General features: G+C 67.4%; 21 protein-coding genes. 10 read left to right on the forward strand and 11 right to left on the reverse strand.

The window, feature by feature from the left end; all coding sequences use genetic code 11:
* The first annotated feature begins 328 nt into the window (after positions 1 to 328).
* Positions 329 to 532: a cold-shock protein gene (locus ACNQQL_RS11810; RefSeq protein WP_034183701.1), complete on the forward strand. Its 204-nt coding sequence runs from the start codon at positions 329 to 331 to the stop codon at positions 530 to 532.
* Between the two features lie 95 nt (positions 533 to 627).
* Here ACNQQL_RS11810 and ACNQQL_RS11815 read toward each other — a convergent pair whose 3' ends face one another.
* From ACNQQL_RS11815 to ACNQQL_RS11825, 3 genes are all read right to left on the reverse strand, one after another.
* Positions 628 to 1,878, reverse strand: coding sequence for an Hsp70 family protein (locus ACNQQL_RS11815; protein ID WP_204425616.1), 1,251 nt, complete (start codon positions 1,876 to 1,878; stop codon positions 628 to 630).
* A 188-nt stretch (positions 1,879 to 2,066) separates the two neighbouring features.
* Positions 2,067 to 2,672, reverse strand: a complete 606-nt coding sequence (locus tag ACNQQL_RS11820; RefSeq protein WP_072442998.1) for a nitroreductase family protein — start codon at positions 2,670 to 2,672, stop codon at positions 2,067 to 2,069.
* Positions 2,673 to 2,828: 156 nt separating this feature from the next.
* The gene (locus ACNQQL_RS11825; RefSeq protein WP_175963253.1) at positions 2,829 to 4,112 is read right to left on the reverse strand and encodes an MFS transporter; all 1,284 of its coding nucleotides are present in this window, start codon (positions 4,110 to 4,112) and stop codon (positions 2,829 to 2,831) included.
* 220 nt (positions 4,113 to 4,332) lie between these two features.
* Here ACNQQL_RS11825 and ACNQQL_RS11830 point away from each other — a divergent pair, with 220 nt between their 5' ends.
* The gene (locus ACNQQL_RS11830; RefSeq protein WP_347064237.1) at positions 4,333 to 4,956 is read left to right on the forward strand and encodes a TetR/AcrR family transcriptional regulator; all 624 of its coding nucleotides are present in this window, start codon (positions 4,333 to 4,335) and stop codon (positions 4,954 to 4,956) included.
* Positions 4,957 to 5,032: 76 nt separating this feature from the next.
* Positions 5,033 to 5,605 (forward strand): DUF1415 domain-containing protein, encoded by a 573-nt coding sequence (locus ACNQQL_RS11835; protein ID WP_034183697.1) that lies wholly within the window; start codon positions 5,033 to 5,035, stop codon positions 5,603 to 5,605.
* 49 nt (positions 5,606 to 5,654) lie between these two features.
* Here the strand turns inward: ACNQQL_RS11835 and ACNQQL_RS11840 are convergent, their stop codons facing one another.
* The 5 genes from ACNQQL_RS11840 to ACNQQL_RS11860 form a co-directional block, all read right to left on the reverse strand.
* Positions 5,655 to 6,545 carry a class I SAM-dependent methyltransferase gene (locus tag ACNQQL_RS11840; RefSeq protein ID WP_034183749.1) on the reverse strand — a complete coding sequence of 297 codons (891 nt, stop codon included), beginning with the start codon at positions 6,543 to 6,545 and terminating at the stop codon, positions 5,655 to 5,657.
* A gap of 89 nt (positions 6,546 to 6,634) precedes the next feature.
* Positions 6,635 to 7,768: a class I SAM-dependent methyltransferase gene (locus ACNQQL_RS11845; protein WP_347064238.1), complete on the reverse strand. Its 1,134-nt coding sequence runs from the start codon at positions 7,766 to 7,768 to the stop codon at positions 6,635 to 6,637.
* A gap of 125 nt (positions 7,769 to 7,893) precedes the next feature.
* Positions 7,894 to 8,226 carry a YegP family protein gene (locus tag ACNQQL_RS11850; protein WP_072442988.1) on the reverse strand — a complete coding sequence of 111 codons (333 nt, stop codon included), beginning with the start codon at positions 8,224 to 8,226 and terminating at the stop codon, positions 7,894 to 7,896.
* A gap of 168 nt (positions 8,227 to 8,394) precedes the next feature.
* Complete coding sequence (locus tag ACNQQL_RS11855; protein ID WP_034183694.1) at positions 8,395 to 8,889, reverse strand: LEA type 2 family protein; 495 nt, start codon at positions 8,887 to 8,889, stop codon at positions 8,395 to 8,397.
* Positions 8,890 to 9,305: 416 nt separating this feature from the next.
* On the reverse strand, positions 9,306 to 9,518 hold the full coding sequence (locus ACNQQL_RS11860) for a hypothetical protein (protein WP_161785072.1): 213 nt from the start codon (positions 9,516 to 9,518) through the stop codon (positions 9,306 to 9,308).
* 14 nt (positions 9,519 to 9,532) lie between these two features.
* On the opposite strand from ACNQQL_RS11860, the gene ACNQQL_RS11865 reads away from it, so the two are divergent.
* Entirely contained in the window at positions 9,533 to 11,701 is a 2,169-nt protein-coding gene (locus ACNQQL_RS11865; protein WP_347064239.1) for a M1 family metallopeptidase, read from the forward strand.
* 134 nt (positions 11,702 to 11,835) lie between these two features.
* Here the strand turns inward: ACNQQL_RS11865 and ACNQQL_RS11870 are convergent, their stop codons facing one another.
* Positions 11,836 to 12,756 carry a LysR family transcriptional regulator gene (locus ACNQQL_RS11870; protein ID WP_347064240.1) on the reverse strand — a complete coding sequence of 307 codons (921 nt, stop codon included), beginning with the start codon at positions 12,754 to 12,756 and terminating at the stop codon, positions 11,836 to 11,838.
* A 160-nt stretch (positions 12,757 to 12,916) separates the two neighbouring features.
* Here ACNQQL_RS11870 and ACNQQL_RS11875 point away from each other — a divergent pair, with 160 nt between their 5' ends.
* The gene (locus ACNQQL_RS11875; RefSeq protein WP_347064241.1) at positions 12,917 to 13,894 is read left to right on the forward strand and encodes a zinc-binding alcohol dehydrogenase family protein; all 978 of its coding nucleotides are present in this window, start codon (positions 12,917 to 12,919) and stop codon (positions 13,892 to 13,894) included.
* A gap of 24 nt (positions 13,895 to 13,918) precedes the next feature.
* On the forward strand, positions 13,919 to 14,071 hold the full coding sequence (locus ACNQQL_RS11880; protein ID WP_072442978.1) for a DUF1427 family protein: 153 nt from the start codon (positions 13,919 to 13,921) through the stop codon (positions 14,069 to 14,071).
* Positions 14,072 to 14,092: 21 nt separating this feature from the next.
* Here the strand turns inward: ACNQQL_RS11880 and ACNQQL_RS11885 are convergent, their stop codons facing one another.
* Entirely contained in the window at positions 14,093 to 15,121 is a 1,029-nt protein-coding gene (locus ACNQQL_RS11885; RefSeq protein WP_034183748.1) for a transporter, read from the reverse strand.
* A 206-nt stretch (positions 15,122 to 15,327) separates the two neighbouring features.
* Positions 15,328 to 16,296, reverse strand: a complete 969-nt coding sequence (locus ACNQQL_RS11890) for a phage tail protein (RefSeq protein ID WP_347064242.1) — start codon at positions 16,294 to 16,296, stop codon at positions 15,328 to 15,330.
* Positions 16,297 to 16,417: 121 nt separating this feature from the next.
* Here ACNQQL_RS11890 and ACNQQL_RS11895 point away from each other — a divergent pair, with 121 nt between their 5' ends.
* The 4 genes from ACNQQL_RS11895 to ACNQQL_RS11910 all read left to right on the forward strand — a co-directional run bounded on the left by ACNQQL_RS11895 (position 16,418) and on the right by ACNQQL_RS11910 (position 23,459).
* Positions 16,418 to 17,263, forward strand: coding sequence for a M15 family metallopeptidase (locus tag ACNQQL_RS11895; RefSeq protein ID WP_347064243.1), 846 nt, complete (start codon positions 16,418 to 16,420; stop codon positions 17,261 to 17,263).
* 301 nt (positions 17,264 to 17,564) lie between these two features.
* Positions 17,565 to 21,509, forward strand: coding sequence for a type VI secretion system membrane subunit TssM (gene tssM, locus ACNQQL_RS11900; RefSeq protein ID WP_204425603.1), 3,945 nt, complete (start codon positions 17,565 to 17,567; stop codon positions 21,507 to 21,509).
* Positions 21,506 to 22,495, forward strand: coding sequence for a type VI secretion system-associated protein TagF (tagF, locus tag ACNQQL_RS11905; RefSeq protein ID WP_034183687.1), 990 nt, complete (start codon positions 21,506 to 21,508; stop codon positions 22,493 to 22,495). The genes tssM and tagF overlap by 4 nt, the downstream gene beginning before the upstream one ends.
* Positions 22,496 to 22,499: 4 nt before the next feature.
* Positions 22,500 to 23,459 (forward strand): OmpA family protein, encoded by a 960-nt coding sequence (locus tag ACNQQL_RS11910; RefSeq protein ID WP_204425601.1) that lies wholly within the window; start codon positions 22,500 to 22,502, stop codon positions 23,457 to 23,459.
* The last annotated feature ends 38 nt before the right edge of the window (positions 23,460 to 23,497 follow it).

Consider the following 23,497-nt stretch of genomic DNA (forward strand, 5'->3'; position numbering starts at 1 on the left):
CGATCGGGGCAACCCGTCCGCGCGGCGCGTAGTTTAACGGTTGCACCTCGAACGTGGCGCCAAAATCGTTCGGCCCCTACAAAAAATTCGCATCGCTCGCAAGCTTTGTAAACCTGATCTACGCAATAACCCTGAGAGCATGGAAATACGGTTGACCGCACGATCGATTAGCCGTATAAAGGACTTCGCAGGATTTCAAGCGGCGAGTGAATTGGTTCTTTCGTAGTTCGCCCATCAACGGTACTCCGGTTGGTCCTATTACCCCCTTCCTTGATTTTCCGCACCCCATGGGCTTCGGCCCCGTTTTATCTTTTTAGGAACAAGTAACATGGCAACCGGTACCGTCAAGTGGTTCAATGACGCAAAGGGCTTCGGCTTCATCACCCCGGAAGGCGGCGGCGACGATCTGTTCGCGCACTTCTCGGAAATCCGCACCGAAGGCTTCAAGACGCTGCAAGAAAACCAGAAGGTCGAATTCGAAGTGAAGACGGGCCCGAAGGGTCTGCAAGCTGCGAACATCAAGCCGCTGTAAGTTCTGCGCGAGATTTGATGTAAAAAAGCCCCGCTTCGGCGGGGCTTTTTGTTTTTCCGCGCCAATCCGGCACGGTGGAACGCGGCTGTCTACATTCAGCCGAACAGCCGCTGCGCGTGAATGCCGAGCCCCGTCGCGACACTCGCGAGGCGATCGCCGAATACCGGCTGCGCATCCGGGAATGCGCCCGCGAGCGCACCCGACAGGAACGCGAGCCCCGTCGAACCGCCGGTGAAATACAGTGCGCCGACGTCGCGCGGCGCAACGCCCGCGAGCCGTACCGTCTCGCGCGCGGCATCGACGATGCGCGCGGTGTCGTCGCGGCTCGCATCGACGAGACGATCGGCGTCGAACGCGATCAGCAGGTCTTCTTCCACGTCGTTCAGGTCGATCATCGTCTCCCCGCCCGCCGCGACACCGATCTTCGCCTCTTCCGCGCGCGCCATCAGCGCATGCCCGAGCCGCTGCTCGACCACGCTCGTGAGCCGGTCGTACTGCTGCTGATCCTGGTACAGGTGCTTCATCAGCTTCAGCTCGCCGAGCCGCTTCGGCGTGTAGACCGTATTGATCAGGTGCCAGGTCGCGAGATCGAAGTAGATCTTGTTCGGCAGTTCGCGCCCTTCCGGGTCGAGCGAACGGTAGCCGAACGCGGGCAGGATCGCCGCCAGCTCGACACGCCGGTCGTAGTCGGTGCCCGCGACGTGCACGCCGTGGTGAGCCAGCACGTCGTCCTTGCGCTCGAGCCGCGCCATCCGCCCGGGCCCGACGCGCACCAGCGAGAAGTCGGACGTGCCGCCGCCGATGTCGGCGACGAGCACGAGGCGTTCGGCCTGCTGGCGCGATTCGTAATCGAACGCGGCGGCAATCGGTTCGTACTGGAAGTGAACGTCCGCGAAGCCGACCGACCGCGCGGCCGCCTCGAGCTGATCCTGCGCGAGACGGTCGGCGCGCGGATCGTCGTCGACGAAGAACACGGGCCGGCCGAGCACCGCGCGGCCGATCGGCGCGCCCGCGCGCACTTCGGCCTTGCGCTTCAGGTGCGTCAGGAAGCGCGCGATGATTTCGGTGTACGCGATCGCGCTGCCGTCGCCGAGATCGGTCGTCGTTTCCGCGAGCGGCGAGCCGAGGATGCTCTTCATCGAACGCATCAGCCGGCCGTCGAAACCGTCGATATAGGACGCCAGCGCCGCGCGGCCGTACTCGACCGTCTCCTCGTCGTTGTTGAAGAAGATCGCGGTGGGCAGCGTCAGGTGGTCGCCCTCGACGGGCGCGAGGCGCATGCCGTCGCCGTCGGGCAGCGCCACGGCGGAATTGGACGTGCCGAAATCGATCGCGCAGTAAGTCATGGGAAGTTGCCGCAGCAGGGCCGGCGCGAAAACGGAAAGGACGGGCTTTTTAACATGAAGCCCGCGGGATCACAACCGGGGCCCGCCACCGGTGCCGCGGAACGGGCTTCGGCGACGACGGCGCGCGGCCTGGCGCGCCGCGGATATGCGCGGACGAGGTGCGGCGATGCTGCCGCCCGCCCGGCAGGTCAGGCGGCCGCGTCGAAGCTCTTCTTCCACGCGCCCGCATACACGACCTCGCCGATCGCATGGCGCGTACGCGGTGCCTTCTCGCGATCGCGCAGCACGGGATCGAGCTTGTCGACGTTGCCATAGTGGCCGAGCGAGATGATCGACAGGATCGCGACGTCGGACGGAATCGCAAACGCGTCGCGGAACGCCTTCACGTCGAAACCGCTCATCTGGTGCGCGGCGAGGCCGAGCGCGTGCGCCTGCAGCACCAGCGACATCGCGGCGGCGCCCGCGTCGTACAGCGCGGTCGGCGCGGGTTCGCCCTTCGGCGTGAGCGTATGCGCGGTCACCGCGATCAGCACGGGCGCCGGCGCATTCCAGCCCTGATTGAACGGCACCAGCGTCGCGAATGCGCGCTTGAATGCGTCTTCGTCCTGCGTGCGCTCGAATACGATGAAGCGCCACGGCTGCGCGTTGTACGCGGACGGCGCCCAGCGCGCGGCTTCGAGCACCGCGTGCAGATCGCCGGCGCTGACGGACTCATCCGAATAGGCGCGCGGGCTCCAGCGGCCCGCGATCAGATCGTGAATCGAAACAGTGGTGGGAGCAGGTTTGACGGACATGCAGTTCCTCGCTGACATCGATGAAGGGGCGCGAACGCCTGGCGAACCGCAAGCATACCCGCTTGAGCGGTTGCGCGCCCGATCCTCCCGGGCTATGCAAATCACCGTACCTGCAATGGCCGGCCGCATGCGGTGCGGCCGGCCGGGCCACCGTGCTCAAGCTGCCTGCGCTGCCGCACGCGACGGGCCGCGGTTGATTCGCAGCACGATCAGCGCACCGACGATGCACAGCCCGCCCGAGATCATCGACGCGATCGTGTAGGTGCCGAGGCTCGCGCGCAGCAGCCCCGCGCCGAGCGCCGCGAATGCCGCGCCGAGCTGGTGGCCGGCGACGATCCAGCCGAACACGACCGGCGCCGCGGCCTTGCCGAACACGTCGGTCGCGAGGCGCACGGTCGGCGGCACGGTCGCGATCCAGTCGAGCCCGTAGAACATCGCGAACAGCGGCAGCCCGAAGAAATCGATACCGAACGCATGCGGCAGGTAGATCAGCGACAGCCCGCGCAGCCCGTAATACCAGAACAGCAGCACGCGATTGTCGTAGCGGTCGGACAGCCAGCCCGACAGCGTCGTGCCGAACAGGTCGAACACGCCCATCGCCGCGAGCAGCGACGCGCCCTGCACTTCGGTCATCCCGTAGTCGCTGCACATCGCGATCAGGTGCGTGCCGACATAGCCGTTGGTGCTCGCGCCGCAGATGAAGAAGCTGAAGAACAGCAGCCAGAAATCGCGCGAACGGCTCGCCATCAGCAGCGTGCGGAACGCGACCGCGAGCGGGTTCTCCTTCGTCGCGTCGGGCGCGGGCGGCGCATCGGCCGGCTCGCCGTACGGGCGCAACTGCACGTCGGTCGGTCGTTCGGGCAGCAGGAACGCGACGAGCGGAATCACGATCGCGGCCGCCACTGCGACGACGAGCACGACCGGGCGCCAGCCATGGCGCTGCGCGATCGCCGCGAGCATCGGCAGGAACACGAGCTGGCCGGTCGCCGTGCTCGCGGTCAGGATGCCCATCACGAGGCCGCGCCGCGCATGGAACCAGCGCGTGACGAAGGTCGCGGACAGCGTCAGCGCGACGACGCCCGTCGAGCAGCCCACCATCAGGCCCCAGATCACAACCATCTGCCAGCTCTGCGTCATCATCGACGACAGCGCGACGCCCGCGCTCATCGTCACGAGCGCGGTGAGGATCGTCGGGCGCAGCCCGAAGCGCTGCATCGCGGCGGCCGCGAACGGCCCCGTCAGCCCGTACAGCGCGATGTTCACCGAGATCGCCAGCGAAATCGCCGCGCGGCTCCAGCCGAGTTCGCGCTCGAGCGGCACCATCAGCACGCTCGGCGTCGCGCGCGTGCCGGCTGCCGCCAGCAGGATCAGGAATACCACCGCTGCCGCGAGCCATCCGTAGTGGAAGCGCCCGCCGATTCGTGTCACCGCCCAGTTCATCGTCATGTTCTCCAGTTGGCGGCTCCGGCGCCATCGCACCTGCTCCGCCTCACCCAGCCAGGCCACCTCCGCCGCACACTGCATCGGCTGACCCGGGCCGACGCTTGGCATTTGTCTGTCGATCCGGCCAACATTGTTACCGACCGGTCACAACTGTGTTGCGATCGTAGTTACCAGTCGGTAACATGTCAAGCAATTCATCACGTAGTCGAGGGTCATCATGTCCGGCATCGAAGCCGCCAAACCACCGCTAGCGCGCCGCACGCGCCGGCCGATCGACGGGGCCACCGCGCATGAGCACCTGCTGCGCGCCGCCGAGGAGCTGTTTTACAGGGAAGGCGTTCGCACGGTCGGCGTCGAGGCGGTCGTCGAGCGCGCGGGCGTCAACAAGATGAGCCTGTACCGCCAGTTCTCGTCGAAGGACGAGCTGATCCTCGCGTACCTGGAGCGGATGGACGCGTGCTTCTTCGAGCGCCTCGAGACGAGCGTCGCCAAGCATCCGGGCCAGCCGAAGGCGCAATTGATCCAGTATTTCGTCGATCTTGCCGAGCGCGCGACGCAGAAGGACTATCGCGGCTGTCCGTTCGTCAACGTCGCCGCGGAATTCCCGGATGCGTCGCACCCGGCGCGCGAGCGCGTCGCGCAGAACAAGGAACAGTTGATGAAGCGGCTCGTCGCGCTGTGCGAAGACGCCGGCGCACGGCAGCCGCAGGCGCTCGCCGATACGCTCGCGCTGGTGGTCGAAGGCATCTACGCGGCGAGCCAGACCTACCGGCACGGCGAAACGCCGATCGGCATCGCGCCGGCGCTCGTCACGCAGTTGATCGAAGCCGCGTGCGCATGACGGGCGGCGCACGCCCGAACCCGGCGTGCCCGCTACAATGCGGCCCTCTCCGCTCCACCGCCCGACTGGTTTCACGATGACCGACACCCGCCCCGAATCGCACGACGATATCCTCGCCGCCACGCGGCATTGGCTTGCGCGCGCGGTGATCGGGCTCAATCTGTGCCCGTTCGCGAAAAGCGTCTATGTGAAGGAACAGGTGCGCTATGCGATCAGCGAAGCGACGACGCTGGAAGACGCGCTCGCCGAGCTCGAAACCGAGCTGCGCGCGCTCGACGCGGCGGACCCGCAGCAGGTCGACACGACGCTCGTGATCTTCCCGCATGCGTTCGCCGATTTCGTCGACTACAACGATGCGCTGTTCTTCGCCGACCGGCTCGTGCAGCAGTTGCGGCTCGACGGCGTGCTGCAGATCGCGAGCTTCCATCCGCAATACCGGTTCGAAGGCAGCGACCCCGACGACATCGAGAACTACACGAACCGCGCGCCGTATCCGATCCTGCACCTGCTGCGCGAAGACAGCATCGCGCGCGCGGTCGACGCGTTCCCGGACGCGTCCGCGATCTACGAAAAGAATCAGGAAACGCTGCGCCGCCTCGGCCACGACGGCTGGCGCGAATGGATGCGCCGGCCGGGCGACGACGTCTGATGCGCCGCGCGCTCGCGCCGGCCGCTACGCGGTTCGGCCCGCGCGCGCGTCAGCCTTCGGCCGGCTCGACGGCCTCGCCGCCCGCTGCCGCGGCCTCCGGCACGAAGAAGCGCTCGTTCAGTTCGGCGAGCCCGAACATCCCGAGGATCTCGTTCAGCCGCTCGCCGGGCCGCCGGCGCGGCAGGTTCTTGTACTGCGCGATGATCAGCTCGTTCTTCATCGAATGCTCCCAGCCGACCAGCTCGGTCACGCTGACCTGGTAGCCGTGCGCCTCGAGCTGCAGGCAGCGCAGCACGTTGGTGATCTGGCTGCCGAATTCGCGCGTATGCAGCGGATGCCGCCACACCTCGGTCAGCGCGTTCGCGAGCGACTTGCCCTTGTTCCTGCGCAGCACGCCCGCGACTTCCGCCTGGCAGCACGGCACCAGCACGATGTGCTGCGCGCGCTTCGCGAGCGCGAAGCGGATCGCGTCGTCGGTCGCCGTATCGCACGCGTGCAGCGCGGTGACGACGTCGACCGTTTCGGGCAGCTGCGGCGACGTGATCGAATCGGCGACCGACAGGTTCAGGAACGACATGCCGCCGAACCCGAGCCGCGCGGCGAGCTCGGCCGAGCGCGTGACGAGCTCCTCGCGCGTCTCGATCCCGTACACGTGCGACGCGAACGCCGGCGTGCCGTGCCCCGGCTGCTGCTTGAAGAACAGGTCGTACAGGATGAAGCCGAGATAAGACTTGCCGGCGCCGTGATCGACGAGCGTCACGCTGCCCTTGTCGGCCTGCACGCCGGCAAGCAGCGGCTCGATGAACTGGAACAGGTGATAGACCTGCTTCAGCTTGCGGCGGCTGTCCTGGTTCAGCTTCCCGTCGCGGGTGAGGATGTGCAGTTCCTTCAGCAGCTCGACGGACTGCTCCGGGCGGATTTCGTGGGTCTTGTTCGACATCGTGATGCGGCGCCGGGCCACGGTCGGTCGACCACGGCCCGGCGGCGGGAATTCGTGAGGGAGAGTGACAGTTTACCGAAAATGCGCGGTCAGGCTCGGGCGCCGAGCCGCCACAGCGACGTGACCTCGGCGCGGCGTGCCGCATGCAGCGGATCGTCGGCGTCGGTCGACTTCGGGTGCGCGGGGCGGATGTCGTGGCGGCCGAGCACGACGAGGCCCGCCTCGTCGATCCATTGCAGCAGCGTGTCGCGCGGCCGCAGGCCGAGGTGCTCGGCGAAATCGGACAGGATCAGCCAGCCCTCGCCGCCCGGCTCGAGATGTGCGGCGAGCCCCGCGAGGAAACCACGCAGCATGCGGCTGTCGGGATCGTAGACCGCGTATTCGATCGGCGCGCTCGGCCGGGCCGGCACCCAAGGCGGGTTACAGACCACGAGCGGCGCACGGCCGGCCGGAAACAGGTCGGCCTCGACGACGTCGACGCGATCCGCATGACCGAGCCGCGCGACGTTCTCGCGCGCACAGGCGAGCGCACGCGGATCCTGGTCGGTCGCGACGACGCGCTCGACGCCTCGCGACGCGAGCACGGCCGCGAGCACGCCGGTGCCCGTGCCGATGTCGAACGCGAGCGACGTCGCCAGCAGCGGCGCGCGCGCGACGAGCTCGACATATTCGCCGCGCACCGGCGAGAACACGCCGTAGTGCGGATGGATCGGCGCGCCGCCGAGCGCCGGGATCGGCACACCCTTCTTGCGCCATTCATGCGCGCCGACGAGGCCGAGCAGTTCGCGCAGCGACACGACCGACGGCGCGCCGCCGGGGCCGTACGCCTCCTCGCATGCGGCACGCACGTCGGGCGCGCGGCGCAGCGGGATCGTGTAGTCGGCGTCGAGGGGGATCAGCAGCATCCCGAGCGTGCGGGCACGCTGCGACTGCGCGAGACGATGCAGGTTGAATGCGTCGACGCCGGCCGCGGCCTGCGCCTTCTTCGGCTTGCGCTCGACGCGGCGCGCCATCGCCTGCACGAGCTGGCGCGCATTCTGGAAGTCGCCCTGCCAGACGAGCGCGGTGCCCTCGCACGCAAGGCGGTAGGCCGCGTCGGCAGTGAGGCGGTCGTCGGCGGGCACCGCGCGCTTCGGCGGCTGCACACCGGCTTCGGAGCGCCAGCGCACGGCATGATCGGCGCCGTCGGCGTCGGTCCAGTGGAAAACGGGGAAATCGGTCACGCGAACTCGGTTACGGTTGGCTTCAACGGGCGGCGGCATCGCGCCGCGCGGCTCACACCATACCGCGCTTTGCCCGCGCGGCAAAGCGCGGGCGGCGGCACGCACCGCCGCCCGGGACGCGCGCGTCAGGTCTCGTCGTCGAGCGCCGCGTCGGGCGCGTTCTGCTTCACCGACGCGATGCCGTTCTCGCGGCCCGCTTCGGCCTTGTACAGCTCGCTCGTGCCGATGACCTCGTGATTGCCGGCCTTCAGGTTGAACATGAACTGGCCGTTGCTCGCGGTCTTGCGCTCGTAGCGCGCGTCGTCCGGCGCGTTCTTGCGCACCGACGCGACGCCGTTCTCGGCCGACGCCTTGGTCTTGTAGAGCTCGCTGCGCAGGATGATCTCGCCGTTGCCGGCCTTCAGGTGGAACAGGAACTGACCGTCGCTCGCTTTCTTGATGACGAATTTCGCTGCCATTGGGATCCCCTCGGGTGAAAGTTCGTCCGGCCCTCCGGACCCGGCCAGTTTAAGCGCGATCCCGCCGGGAAAACGCAAGGCCGATGCAATTCAATCGTCAGGAATCGTCAGGGCCGGCGCGCGCGCCGCTTCGTCCGGCATGACGCCGGCATCCGCGCGGCGCGCGGGTTATCCGCCCCATCCCGGCATCGCGGGCAGGCGCAGCGTGCCCGCGTCGTTGAAGTGCACGGTGCCGAGCACGCCGCCTGCGAGCCGGCCGCGCAGCGCATACGGCAGCTCGCCGTTCGCAGCCGCGCCGGGCAGGTTCCACGCCTGCCGCGCGGCGGCGAACGCCGACACGGAAACCGGCACGTCGAGCACGGCCTCGCCGAAACGCGGCACGGTGCCCGAGCGATCGCTGACGCCGCTCGCGAACGGCGTGCCGTTCAGGTCGAGCGCGACCGAGATGCCGTCGTACTCGATCGGCGCATCGTTCGGGTTCTGCACGCGCAGCTTCAGGCTGAAACGCATCTCGAGCCCCTGCCCGACGAGCGGATCGAGCCCGGCGACCGACACGCGCACCGGGTCGCGCGTCAGCCCCGCGCAACCGCCGAGCAGGAACACGGCGGCAAACAGCAGCAGCACGGCGCGCAGCGGCGCGATACGGAACAGGGCTCGTGGCATCGGAAGGTCTCCTCGCGGCAATCGGTGAACGGGTCGTCGATGCATTGTACCGAGCGTGCCGTGGCACGCCGGGTTTCGTAGTTTTCGCAGCCCCATCAGATCGTTAATAGATTAAAACTACGAAGCCGCCAGCCAAACGGAAAGCGTATTAATGACTTCCAGCATTCAATGAAGCGGGAAAAATTCAATAGATGCATCTTCTAAATTTTTCGTTTCCTTTACCTAAAACCATCAAGTATATTTACGCATCCTTCGAGCTGGCCGACAAACCTTGAAACCGCATGACGGCGAATTTACGGAACGGCAACCCGCCTTCCTTCCGTCCTGCGGACTGGCCCGGCCAGCCCCGTAGGTCGTCGGTTCAAAGGGATTGCGCGCCCGTGCCGGGCGTGCGGCCCCGTGTCGTGCGCGCGAAATCAATTCAGTACAACACGCGCCCGTCCATTTTGAACCGGCAAGTTAACCGACATCCGGAAATCCAGAGGGGGCAGTAAACCATGATTACCTTCACGTAGTCGGCCGCCGTCTTTTTCGAATAATCCGTCATTGGCATTTTCATCGCTGTTGATTAACGGCGAGGGGATTGCTTTTGCCGGCGTTTTCGCAGCACTGAACGATTCTTTCAACAATCGAGGTTTCAGTCATGTCGATCAACATTCGCAAGATGCGTTATCTGCCGCTCGTCGCCGCACTCGCGCTCGCCGGGTGCGGCGGCGACGACGGCGGCGCGGGCTCGGCTTCCGCGCTCAGCTCCGCCGGCGCGCCGCACTCGGGCTCGTCGCCCGCCGTCACCGCGCCGCCGAGCGCATCCAACGTCGACAAGAGCGTGTCGCCTGTCGAGCTGCCGGACACCGTCGTACCCGTGAACTACCGGCTGTGGTTCCGCCCGAACGAAGCGCTGAACGCGTTCGACGGCCGCGCCGACGTCGAGATCAAGGTGCTGAAGCCGGTCAACAACATCGTGATCGCCGGCCACCGGATCAAGTTCACGAACGGCCGCATCACGCTACAGCCGGGCAACATCCAGCTGATCGCGACGCCGCAGGACAAGGGCGACTTCTATCAGCTGCGTCCGCCGAGCGGGACCATCGCGCCGGGCAACTATTCGCTGCACATGGAGTGGTCGGGCATCATCAACTTCAAGTCGTATGACGATCCGGTCAACCACACCGGCGGCAGCTGCGGCGACGATCCGTATCCGGGCTGCTCGGCGGCGGAAGGCATCTTCCGCGTCGACCTGAAGAGCACCGACGGCACGACGAGCGGCGCGATCCTCACGCAGGGCGAAACCAACCTCGCGCGCCAGTGGTTCCCTGGCTGGGACGAGCCGGCATTCCGCCCGACCTATGAAGTGACGGCCGAAGTGCCGCAGAACTGGCGGGTCGTGTCGAACGCGGCCGAGAAGCCGTCGACCAGCGTCGGCGGCGGCTACAAGCTCGTGCAGTTCGAGAAGACCCCGCCGATGCCGTCGTACCTGCTGTTCTTCGGCGGCGGCCTGTTCGACACCTACGAGGACGACTTCACGAGCCCGCTGCCGGGCGGCAAGGGCGGCCTGCACCTGCGCGTGTTCACGCCGCCGGGCATGAAGGACTGGGCGAAGCCGGCGATGGACCGCACCAAGCAGGCGCTCGACTACTACTACCGTTACACCGGCATCGCGCTGCCGCTCACGAAATTCGACACGGTGGCCGCAAACGACGCGTTCAAGGAGCAGAAGGACCTGAACTTCGGCGGGATGGAGAACTGGGGGTCGATCCTCGAGTTCGCCGACGACATCCTGCCGCAGCCGGGCCAGCCGATGTCGCGCTACGGCAACGAGGTGCTGACGCACGAAGTCGCGCACCAGTGGTTCGGCGATCTCGTCACGACCGACTGGTGGGACAACGTGTGGCTCAACGAATCGTTCGCGACGTTCTTCGAGACGAAGACGACGATCCAGTTCTTCCCCGACGAGTTCAGCTGGCTCGACCAGGTGAAGAACAAGTACCGCGTGATCAATCGTGACATCGGCCCGAACGCGTTCCCGGTCGCACCCAACTTCAACGACTGGGCGTCGAACGACTTCGTGCTGAGCGCCAGCGCGTTCACGTACGACAAGGGCGGCCACGTGCTGAAGACGCTCGAGAACTATCTCGGCGAACAGACGCTGCGCAAGGGTCTGCAACAGTACCTGGTCGACTACTCGTTCGGCAACGGCACGCCGAAGCGCCTGTGGGATGCGCTGTCGAAGGAGAGCGGCCAGTCGGTCGGCCCGATCGGCGACAGCTACGTGCGCCAGACCGGCGTGCCGCTGATTTCGCTCGACACGCAGTGCGACATGACGAAGAACCAGACGATCGTCACGCTGAAACAGCAGCCGTTCCCGAACAAGAACGCGTATCCGGGCCTGCAGTGGACGGTGCCGATCACGCTCGCGTACGGCCAGGGTCTCGCGAAACGCACGACGCTCGCGCTGAAGGACACGCAGACGCAAACGCGGATCGACGGTTGCACGGGCGTGGTCGCGGACCCGAGCGGGCTCGACTACTACGTCGTGAACTACAGCGACGCGGCCTGGAGCGGGTTGCTCACGCAGGTCAACGGCTCGCCCGATCCGGTCCTGCTGTCGAACCTGAAGAGCGAGGCCGCGCTGCTGGTCGCGAACAACCTCGCGCCGGCTTCGCGCTCGACGTCGATCGGTTCGGTCGCTTCGCCGGCCGCGATGAAGCTGCGCCAGACGCCGACCTTCGGCGGCATCGCGCCGGCGACGAAGGAACGCCCGGCCCTGCAATACCAGGGCATCTTCAAGCCGCGCAAGGTAGTGACGCAGTAACGGTGCGCGTCCGGCCGGCGCCGCGCAGCCTGCGGCGCCGGCCGGCGTACCGCCTCCCGACCTTTGACGGGCCTCGCGAGCGAGGCCCTTTTTTCTTTCGGCGCGGCGCCATCGCCCGACGCCCCTTCCTGTGCTTACGCCCACGCGGCATCCCACGCCGGCTGCGCGAACCACGTTGCCAGGAACGCGACGAGCCGCGACGCACGCGCGCTGCCGCGAGCCTGCTGGCGCAATACGTGGATCGTCGCGTGCTCGGGCGCCGCCGCATACTGCGGCAGCACCGCGCGCAACCGTCCGTCGCGCAATGCATCCCCGGCGAGCCAGGTCGGCAGGTGCGCGAGACCGAGCCCGTCGATCGCCGCTTCGAGCAACGCCTCCGAATGATTGCTGCGAAACCGCGGCTGCGCCGGCGCGTGGCGGCGGTCGCCGAAGCGCCATGCGCCCGGCGGCGGCGCGCCATGCCACGCGAGACAGTCGTGTCCGGCGAGCGCGTCGGGCGATTCGGGCTCGCCGCGCCGCGCGAGGTAGGCCGCGCTCGCGCACAGCACGCGCCGCTGCGGCGCCAGTACGGTCGCGACGAAGCGCGTGTCCTCGAGCGGACCGATGCGCACCGCGAGATCGACGTCGGAGCCGAGCCGCGCACCCTGCAGGTCGACCATGCTGTCGGTCAGCACCAGGTCGACCTGCAGCGCCGGATGACGCTGCATGAACGCGGCCAGCGCGGCCATCAGGTGCAGGCGGCCGAACGGCGCCGGACAGTCGACGCGCAGCAGCCCGCTCGGCTCGTCGTGCTGGCTGTGCAGGTCTTCCTGCAGGCCGCGCAGCTCGGCCAGCATCCGCTGCGCGCGCCCGTACAGCAACTGCCCGGCCTCGGTCGGCCGCAGTGCATGGGTGGTGCGATGCAGGAGGCGGATGCCGAGCTGCGCCTCGAGCCGGTCGATGCGCCGCGTGACCGACGACGCGGCGACGCCCAGCCGGCGCGCGGCCGCCGAGAAGCTCTGCTGGTCGACCACGTCGACGAACAGCGCCAGATGCGGGGAAAGGAAGTCGTCCATTCAGGGCCTCGGGTTTTACTATGCGTAAATCGCAAAACAATCATCCGCCTTTGCGTATTTCCACGTCAAATCGCCCCGACTAGACTGCATTCATCCTTTCCACCCGTTGCACGCGCCGGCCCGCCGGGCAGCGCGGCAACCATCCGCCACGGAGATCATCATGCGCAGCATCCGCTTCGACGCCCCCGCCGCCGACATCGAGTCGCTCGACGCGCGCGTCAGGGAAATCGACCAACCCGTGCCGGCCGACGGCCAGATGTTGATCGAGGTGCGCGCGGCCGGCGTCAACCCGAGCGACGTGAAGGCCGCGCTCGGCCGCATGCCGCACGCGGTGTGGCCGCGCACGCCGGGGCGCGACTGGGCCGGCATCGTGCGCAGCGGCCCTGCCGAGTGGATCGGTGCGCCCGTGTGGGGATCGGGCGGCGATCTCGGCGTGGGGCGCGACGGCTCGCACGCGGAATGCCTCGTGCTCGACGCGGCACTGGTGCGCCGCAAGCCGGCCGTGCTGACGCTCGACGAAGCGGCCGGCGTCGGAGTTCCGTTCGTCACCGCGTACGAGGGTTTGCGCCGGGCCGGCATGCCGACGGCCGACGAGGTCGTGCTGGTGTTCGGTGCGAACGGCAAGGTCGGCCAGGCCGCGATCCAGCTCGCGAGCGCTCGCGGCGCGACCGTGATCGGCGTCGAGCGCGGCCCCGGCGGCTATCGCGGCCACGCATCGGGCGACGTGCACATGATCGACGCGTCGAGCTTGCCGGTCGCCGACGCCGTGCACGCGGCGACCGGCGGCCGCGGCGCGGACATCGTCTACAACACGGTCGGCAGTCCGTATTTCGAAGCCGCGAACGCATCGATGGCGATCGGTGCGCGGCAGATCTTCATCTCGACGATCGACCGCAGCGTGCCGTTCGACATCTTCGCGTTCTATCGCGGCCAGCATACGTACGTGGGTATCGATTCGCTGCAGCTCGGCGGCGCCGCGGTCGCGCAGATCCTCGACACGCTCGCACCCGGCTTCGGCAACGGCACGCTGCGCCCGTTTCCGATCGGCGACGACTACGTGTACCCGCTCGAACGCGCGCACGACGCGTATCGCGCGGTGCTGGCCGGTGCGCGCGAGCGCGTCATTCTCAAGCCCTGACGCCGGACCGCACGGGAGACCGCCATGATGGATTACTTGACTTCGCTCGCGGTGGGCCTCGGCGTCGGCGTGGTGTACGCGCTGCTGCACGTGCGCTCGCCGGCCCCGCCGCTCGTCGCGCTCGTCGGCCTGCTCGGGATGGTGATCGGCGAACGCGCGATCGCGCTGCTGCGCTGACGCGCTGAAACGGCGCCGGCGCTAGCGATCGTCGCGGCGTCGGAACGCCCACCATGCAGCGAGCGCGGTGAAGCCCGCGACGAGCAGCACCATCAGCCAGAAGCCGTGCTTGTTCTCCGAGAACGGCACGCCGCCGACGTTCATCCCGAAGAAGCCGGCGACGATGTTGATCGGCAGCGCGATCACGGTCACGAGCGTCAGCGTGAACAGCGTCCGGTTGTTCTGCTCGTCGAGACGCGACCCGATCTCTTCCTGCAACAGCTTGATCCGCTCGTTGAGCCCCGACAGATCGCCGAGCACCAGCGAGAACTCTTCGGTCGATTCGCGCAGCTCCTGCGTGTCTTCCACATGCAGCCACGCGGGCGGCTTCGCGAGCAGCCGGAAGATCGACCCGGGCTCGGGCGCGAGCATGCGCTGCAGGCGTGTCAGCGTCCGGCGCATCGCGCCGAGCTCGATGCGGCTCGACGTGAGCCGCTGCGACAAAAAGCGATCCTCGATGCGATCGACGTCGATGCTCGTGCGCCGCATGATCTGGATCAGCAGGTCGGCCTGGTCGCGCAGCAGGTGCACGAGCAGTTCCGCTGGCGACCGGAACTGCTCGCCGTCGCGCACGCACGCGCGCAGCGTGTCGACCGAGCGCAGCGGCTTGAGCCGCGCGGTGACCATGATGCGCTGCTCGACGTGGACGAACAGCGTCGCGATCTCCGAAGGCGTCAACTCGAGGTTGAACATCACGTCGTTGACGATCGCGCGCAACGCGCCGTCTTCCTGCTCGATGCGCGTCGAGCGCGAACCTTCGTGGAGGAATGCGAAGAAGCTGTCCGGCAGCCCGAGATGCGTGCGCATCCAGCGCTCGCTCGCGCCGTGCGCGAGATTGAAGTGCAGCCAGACGAAATCGTCCGACGCGACCGCGTCGCGCTCGCGGCACGTGCGCAGCCACGCGGCGGCCGCATCGGCGTCGAGCATTGCGCCGGATCCGCCCGGAACGAAGCGGAAGCCGCACACCATGCCGGACGTATCGGCGCCGTAAGTCTGTACGATCAGGTCCATCGTGTCGAAAGTCGTGCGATGCGCGGCGCGCCGCACATCGCGGGTCGCGGGCCCGCGCCGGGAAAAGAAAAGAGACGTATGCCCGACGGGCGTGACGCACTCGTGACAGTGTCGCACCGCATGATACCGGCAGCTTCCGTGCCCCAAAAGCAACGCGCCGCCCAACGGGCGGCGCAGATACGGCATCGCGGCATGTGCAAGACGCGTTACTGCCGCGTCTCCGACTGCGCGGCGTTCGGGCACGCCGGGTCCTTGCCCCAGTGGCCGTCGCAGACGCGCCAGCGGCACAACTGATCCTCGAAGAAGCCGCGCTCCGAACACTCCTTCACACGCGCCCCAAGCGAACCGGTCGCCGCCGCCGTCTTGGTCGGCACGGCCTGCGCCTTCTGTGCGGCGAGTTTCTTGTCGGCCGGCTTCGTGCGCGCGACGAGCGCCGCGAGCAGATCGGCATCCGGATCGTCCTTCCCGGCCGCCTTCGCACTCGCGGTACGCGTGGACGCCGCATCGCGGCGCTTCTTCGCCTGCGCGAGCTCGGCTTCCTGTTCCTTGCGATGCTTGCGGGCTTCGGCCTTCGTCTCGGCCTTCGTGTTGGCCTTGCCCTGCGCGGCGACCTTCGTGCTCTTCGCGGCGTCGGCCTTCGCGGTTTTCGTCGTCGCTGCCGCGGCGGCCGTGGCGGCTGCGGCAGCGCCGGCCGTGGCTGCGCCCGATGCGTCGTCGGCGCCATCGGCGAGCGCGCGCGACAGGCGGCTGTTGTCCGCACCGGACGCGGACGATGCGGATGCAACGGTCCGGGAAGCCGAATCGTCGTTGACGATCGTGGCCGGCTGCGCGGCGGACGCGCCATTCTGCGCGACCTGCGCGGCGGCACCGCTGGCCGGTGCGGCCTTCGCAGATTCGGCCGCTGCGGGCGCGGCGGCAGCCGTGACAGCGACGGCCTGCTCGCCCGAATGCTGCTGCATGCGCCATGCGCCCCAGCCGCCGACGGCAACCACCAATGCCACGACGGCCGCGATCGGTGCCTTCAGCGAACGGCGCGCCGGCTCGGCGGGCGGCGTGACACGCCCTTCCAGATTCGCGAGAATGCGAGACTGCTGAGCTCCTCCGTTGCCTTCCGGTTTAGTATCGGACAGCAGGCTGGGTGGAGTTTTCGAATTTGAATTTTCCGGCGCACTCATTCAGCGTCTCATTGAATCCTGGTTTAATTCACCGCGATAATATAGCCCGGCCTCTCAAAGCAGCCTGATTCTAAGAGCAAGCATTGCAAAACACAATCAATTCCAATTTCCGGGGATTTCGTTGATTGCCGTCGCACTCGTCGCCTATTTCGCCCTTGCCGTCGCGGTTGCGGCACTGTTGCTTTTACCGGGTATCCGCACGACGGTTTTCGAATCCGTCGCCCAGTTTCACGGCCGTCTTACGCGCCGTGCGAACGATCGCGCCGCGCGTACGCGGAGTCAGATTGTTAAATCGGCAAGCGCTACGCGCGGCGCATTAAACGATGCGCAAAATTTACTGGTTCGGCGGCGCTTGATGATTACGGTATCGGCAGGTATTCTTGCGACGCCGCCATTGGTCGCCATTGCGTTACGCGGCCGGCAATTGTTCCAGTACGACGACACGGCGCGCGTGCCCGACGAGAAGATCGCCGCGCTGCTGCAGGGCGAACAGCTCGTGCCGCCTCCGCCGCTGCCGCCGGAAGTCTTCGCCACCCGGGAAGTCGAACAGGTGCGCCCGGCGCTGAAGGATGCGAGCCGCGACTGGAACCTGCTGGACCCGGATTTCCGTACGCGTTTGCTGCTGGTCTACAAGATCATGCACGAACAATATGGTTATGAAATGGCGCTGCTGGAAGGTTACCGGAGCCCGGAACGGCAAAACCGGCTGGCGCAGATGGGCAGCAACGTGACCAATGCGGCCGCCTTCCAGAGTTATCACCAATTCGGGCTGGCGGCCGACAACGCATTCCTGCGCGACGGCAAGCTGGTCATTTCCGAGAAAGATCCGTGGGCGATGCGCGGCTACCAGTTGTACGGCCAGGTCGCCGAGCAGGTCGGCCTGACCTGGGGGGGCCGCTGGAAAATGATGGATCTCGGGCACGTGGAATACCATAAACCCGGTTTTAAACTGGGACGCGGCAGCTAGCCAGGGCTGCCGGACAAGAAATAATGAGGGCGGCATGGGGCTTTTTAATCATCCGGCAGGAAACGATTCGGGCGGCGCAATCGATCGGGCATTCCGGTGCGCGATTTTTTGCGGCCGCCGCTTCCGTTTTAAATCTCACAGCGTCCTTTCATTAATGCGCGCGCCTTCTCCGATGCCGCGGGCGCATTGATGCCAGCCCCCTTCATCCCGTTTGACAGCATGGCGACACATCGCGGCGCCACCCTTGCCGCTCGGCGCGCCTGCGTCGCCTCACCGAATCGCACCGGAACCTGAACGTCCTATGCAACGCATCCTCAACGTGCTGACTCATCCGCGTACGCTCTCGATCGTCGGGATCGTCGCGCTAGCGGCCATCCTCTTCATCGTTGCCGACATGCTGCAACTGCCGCTCCTGTGGGCGGCGATCGCCTTCGCGGCGATCCTCGCGCTGTGGCTCGTCGTCGCGCTGTGGCGCCGCTGGCGCGTGAAGCGCGCGAACCAGCAGCTCGGCCAGGTGCTGGAAGAGCAGGCGGAAACCGGCAAGATCGCCGCACCCGCCGCCGCCGCGCTCGCGCCCGACGCGAAGACGGCCGACCTCGACGTGCTGCGCACGCGCCTGTCGGACGCGGTGAAGACGATCAAGACGTCGAAGATCGGCCAGGTCTCGGGCGGCTCCGCGCTGTACGAACTGCCGTGGTACATCGTGATCGGCAACCCGGCCGCGGGCAAGAGCAGCGCCGTGCTCAATTCCGGCCTGCAGTTCCCGTTCGCGGACAAGAACAGCGCCGTGATCCACGGCATCGGCGGTACACGCAACTGCGACTGGTTCTTCACGACCGAAGGGATCCTGCTCGACACGGCAGGCCGCTATTCGGTGCACGAGGAAGACCGCAGCGAGTGGCTCGGCTTCCTCGGCCTGCTCAAGCGCTATCGCCCGAAGGCGCCGATCAACGGCATCATCGTCACCGCGAGCATCGCCGAACTCACCGGCAACCGCCCCGAATTCGCGATCAACCTCGCGAAAAACCTTCGCCAGCGCGTTCAGGAGCTGACGGAAAAGCTCGAGGTGTTCGCGCCGGTCTACGTGATGTTCACGAAGGCCGACCTGATCACCGGCTTCACCGAATTCTTCAGCAGCAGCGACAAGCACGAGTACGACCGCGTGTGGGGCGCCACGCTGCCCTACGAGCCCGACGACAAGCGCGACGTTGTCGCGCAGTTCGACACGCACTTCGAGGAACTCTACGAAGGGCTGAAGGAGATCAGCGTCGCGCAGCTGTCGCTGTCACGCGGCAACCAGCTGTCGCCGGGCCAGTTGAGCTTCCCGCTCGAATTCTCGACGATCAAGCCGTCGCTGCGCGCGTTCCTCGCGACGCTGTTCGAGAACAATCCGTTCCAGTACAAGCCGATTTTCCGCGGCTTCTACTTCACCAGCGCGCTGCAGGAAGGCGAAACCAACAGCGCGGCCGCGCAGCGCATCGCGCACCGCTTCGGCCTCGACGCGACCGCGCTGCCGAAGCCGCACAGCGCGTTCTCGAAGAACGGCTTCTTCCTGCGCGACCTGTTCTCGAAGGTGATCTTCGCGGACCGCCAGACGGTGCGCCAGTTCGCCAGCCCGACCAAGACGCGGCTGCGCTACGCGACCTTCTTCGGCTTCGTCGCGGCGCTCGCACTCGCGCTCGGCGGCTGGACCTGGTCGACGATCGGCAACCAGCAGCTCGTCTCGAACGTGCAGGCCGACCTCGACAACGTCACGCGCCTGCAGCAGGGCCGCAACGACCTGCAGTCGCGCCTGCAGGCGATGGACATCCTCGAAGACCGGATCGAGCAGCTCGAGCAGTTCCGCCGCGACAAACCGCTGTCGGTGTCGCTCGGCCTGTACCAGGGAGACCGTCTCGAGCAGCACCTGCTGACCGAGTACTACAACGGCGTGCGCCAGATCCTGCTGGCCCCCGTGTCGCAGAACCTCGCGTCGTTCATGAAGGACGTGAACGCGCATCCCGAGCAGCTCGTGCCGATGACCCGCCCGCCCGAATCGGGCGCCGTGCAGGGCGGCACGATGCCGGTCTCGACGAACCCGGCAGGCGCCGCACCGCAGGCCGGTGCCGCACCGGCCGCGTCCGGCACCGCGCCGGCCGCCGCGCCGCAACAGCCGGCCGCGCCGCAGGGCGGCCTCTACAGCGACGCGTCGCCGACCAACGTGCAGGACGCGTACAACGCGCTCAAGACGTACCTGATGCTGTCCGACAAGCGCCACGTCGAGCAGGCGCACCTGACCGACCAGCTCGCCCGCTTCTGGCGCGGCTGGCTCGAGACGAATCGCGGCAACATGCCGCGTGACGAGATGATCAAGAGCGCGGAGCGCATGATCTCGTTCTACCTCGCCCGCGTGAACGACAACGACTGGCCGATGATCGACGCGAACCTCGCACTCGTCGACCAGACCCGCGAGAACCTGCGCCGCGTGGTGCGCGGGATGCCGGCCCGCCAGCGCGTCTACGAGGAAATCAAGGCGCGCGCGTCGACCCGCTTCGCGCCGATGACCATCGCGCGCATCGTCGGCGACGGCAACCAGGGGCTGGTGGCCGGCAGCTACGCGATTCCGGGCACGTTCACGCGCGAAGCGTGGTTCGACTACGTGCAGCCGGCGATCCGCGACGCGGCGACCAAGGAACTGCAGGCGAAGGACTGGGTGCTGAACACGTCGACGCAGGACGACCTGACGCTCGAGGGCAGCCCCGAGCAGATCCAGAAGACGCTGGTCGGCATGTACAAGACCGAGTACGCGCAGCACTGGCAGAAGTTCATGCAGGGCATCGCGGTGCAGGGCTTCAGCAGCTTCGGCCAGGCCGTCGACGGGATGAACCGCCTCGGCGACCCGCAGGATTCGCCGATCCGCAAGATCCTCGAGACCGCGTACGACCAGACGTCGTGGGACAACCCGTCGCTTGCGAACGTGGCGATCAAGAAGGCGCAGACGGGCGTCGTGAACTGGGTCAAGCAACTGTTCTCGCGCTCGCAGGCCGGCCAGGTGGCGGCCGCCAACATCGACATCAACGGCAATCCGGCCGAGGTGCCGATGGGTCCGGTCGGCCAGGAGTTCATCGGCCTCGCGCGGATCGTCGCGACGCATGACGGCACGTCGATGCTCAAGGGCTACATGGATTCGCTGTCGAAGGTCCGGACCCGCTTCAACGTGATCAAGAACCAGGGCGACCCGGGCCCCGGCGCGCGCCAGCTGATGCAGCAGACGCTCGACGGCAACGGTTCGGAACTCGCCGAGTCGCTGAAGCTCGTCGACGAGCAGATGCTGACGGGCCTCACCGATTCGCAACGCAAGTCGCTGCGTCCGCTGCTCGTGCGGCCGCTGATGCAGGCGTTCGCGGTCGTGATCCAGCCGGCCAGCGCCGAAGTCAACAAGGTGTGGAACGCGCAGGTCTACCAGCCGTTCCAGAACTCGCTCGCGACGAAGTACCCGTTCGCGGCCAACGCGAAGGTCGAGGCCGGTGCCGGCGAGATCGCGCAGGTGTTCGGCCCGGACGGCTCGATCGCGAAGTTCGTCGGCACGACGCTCGGGCCGCTCGCGGTGCGCCGCGGCGACACGCTCGCCGCCCGCACGTGGGGCGACATGGGCATCGGGCTCACGCCGGACTTCACGAACGGCTTCGCGCGCTGGGTCGCACCGCTCGCGGGCGGGGCGGCAGGCGGCGCGGCCGCGGCGTCCGAGCCGCAGACCGTGTTCCAGATCCTGCCGCAGCCGAGCACGGGCACGACGGAATACACGATCGCGATCGACGGGCAGCAACTGCGCTACCGCAACACGCCGCCGCAGTGGACCAACTTCGTGTGGCCGAACCCGCAGGGCTCGCCGGGCGCGACGCTGTCCGCGACGACCTTCGACGGCCGCACGGTGCAGCTCGTCAACGAGCCGGGCCGCTACGGCCTCGAGAAGCTGATCAACTCGGCGCAGCGCAAGCGCCGTCCGGACGGCACCTTCGACCTGACGTGGGTACAGGGCAGCGTGAACGTGTCGGTGACGATGCGCATCATCAGCACGTCGCAACCGACGGGCGGCGGCGGCGACCAGCCGCAGCAGCAGAGCCTGCGCGGCCTGCAACTGCCGTCGTCGGTCGCCGACGCGAGCGCGGGCGCCGCGCAGAACGCGACCCAGTCCGGCACGGGCACGCCGGGCGCAGCGCCGGCCATCGCGGCCGCCAACGCAACGAATGCACAGGGGGCGCAATGACGCAAACCGTACAGGCGCAAATCGCCTACTTCGGCAAGATTCCGTCGCGCGGCGACTTCGTGAAGAGCCCGCACAATCCGCAGTTGCTGCAAACGCTCGATCGCTGGATCGCGCAGGCGCTCGAACTGCTCGCGGAAGACCCGCGCTGGAAGCTCGTCTACGAGGATGCGAAGCCGATGCATTTCGCGTTCCTCGGCTCGCGCAGCAAGCTCGCGATCGCGGGCCACATGGTCGCGAGCCACGACGTGTCGATGCGCCGCTTCCCGTTCCTCGGTGCAACCGCGCTCGAGGTCGACCGGCCGCTCGCGTTCCTCGCGCGCAGCCCGCTCGCGTTCGCGCGGCTGTGGTCGCGCGTCGCCACGCAGATCCCGCCGCTGCTCGGCAAGGAAGAGCCGCCCGGCGCGCTGCAGGCGCTCGGCGACACGCAGGTGCCGATCGATGTCGGCGGCCCGGGCACGTCGCATGACGGCACCTTCAACGATTTCGTCGAACACCAGTCGCTGTACGGCCTGCAGCAGATGCTGCTCGAAAGCGGCCACCCCGTGCGGCTGCGCGGCGCGATGCTCGCGCTCGGCTCGCTGCTGCGGCCGGTGATGCAAAGCGGCTCGTCGCACATCGAGCGCGGCCTCACGCTGCCGCTGCCGGTCGATCCGTTCTACCGCAGCCTCGTCGCCGCGTTCTGGCTCGAACTGATCGCGCCGTTCGTCGCGCAGGCCGACTTCGAGCTCGCGATCTTCATCGGCTCGATCGCCGAACGCGAACGCCTGATCATCGGCTTCAACGGCGCGTCGGCGAAGACACTGCTGAGCGTTGTCGATCCGCAGACCTACGCCGCCCACAACATCGACATCGACGATCCCGAGTGGATCGACGCCCATGCGCAAAACGATCACCAGATCAGCAAGCTCGTCAGCTACCTCGACCAACCGCAACTCTCGCTGCGCGTCGCCATCGACGCGTTCCGCGAAGCGTTCATCGGAGGCTGACGGGATGCATCGCACGATTCACGCCCGGCGCCCGCGGCTCTCGCCCGCCCGCTCCACCCTCCTTGCTCTTTTCGCCGCCGGCCTCGTTGCCAGCGGCGCAGCCTTCGCGCAGAACACCGGCGCGACCGTCACACCGGTCGGCAACGGCTCGGTCGCGACGACCGCGCTGCCGTCGTCGAACACGAACCCCGGCGCCGCGCCTGCGACCGCGTCCGGCACGGTGGTGCACGGCACGGCCGGCACGATCACGCCGCCGCCCGCGAACGCGGCGCCTGGCCAGGTCGTCGTCGGCGGCAAGGTGCCCGACGAGGCGACCAAGGCCGCCGTGCTGCAGAAGCTGCGCGATACCTACGGCGCGACGAACGTCGTCGACCAGATCGAGGTCGGCGACGTCGCGACGCCGCCGAACTGGAGCGCGAACGTGCAGAAGCTGCTCGGCGCGCAGCTCAAGCAGATCAGCAAGGGGCAGTTGAAGATCAACGGCACGCAGATCGAGATGAAGGGCGAGGTGCACAACGAGGCGCAGCGCCAGCAGCTCGCGAGCGACATGGCGAACACGCTGAACCCGACCTACACGATCAAGAACGGGCTGCGCGTGTCGGCGTCCGAGCAAGGCGTGCTCGACCAGACGCTCGCGAACCGGACGATCGAGTTCGAGACCGGCAGCGCGACGCTGACGCCGCAGGGCAGGCTGATCCTCGACCAGATGGCGGCCGCGCTCGCGAAGATGCAGAACCGCACGGTCGACATCATCGGCCACACCGACAACTCGGGGAACCGGACGTCGAACATCGCGCTGAGCCAGGCGCGCGCGGACGCGGTGAAGGGTTACCTGATCACGAAGAGCATCCCGCCGCAGCAGATGACGACGACGGGCGTCGGGCCGGATCAGCCGATCGCGCCGAACGATACGGCGGATGGAAGGGCGAGGAATCGGAGGATCGAGTTCCGGGTGGGGCAGTAACCAATCGATCGGCTGCTCCTTTGCGGGGCAGCACAGCA

Source organism: Burkholderia sp. LFS061, assembly GCF_047978125.1.
Classification (GTDB): Bacteria; Pseudomonadota; Gammaproteobacteria; order Burkholderiales; family Burkholderiaceae; genus Burkholderia; species Burkholderia pyrrocinia_C.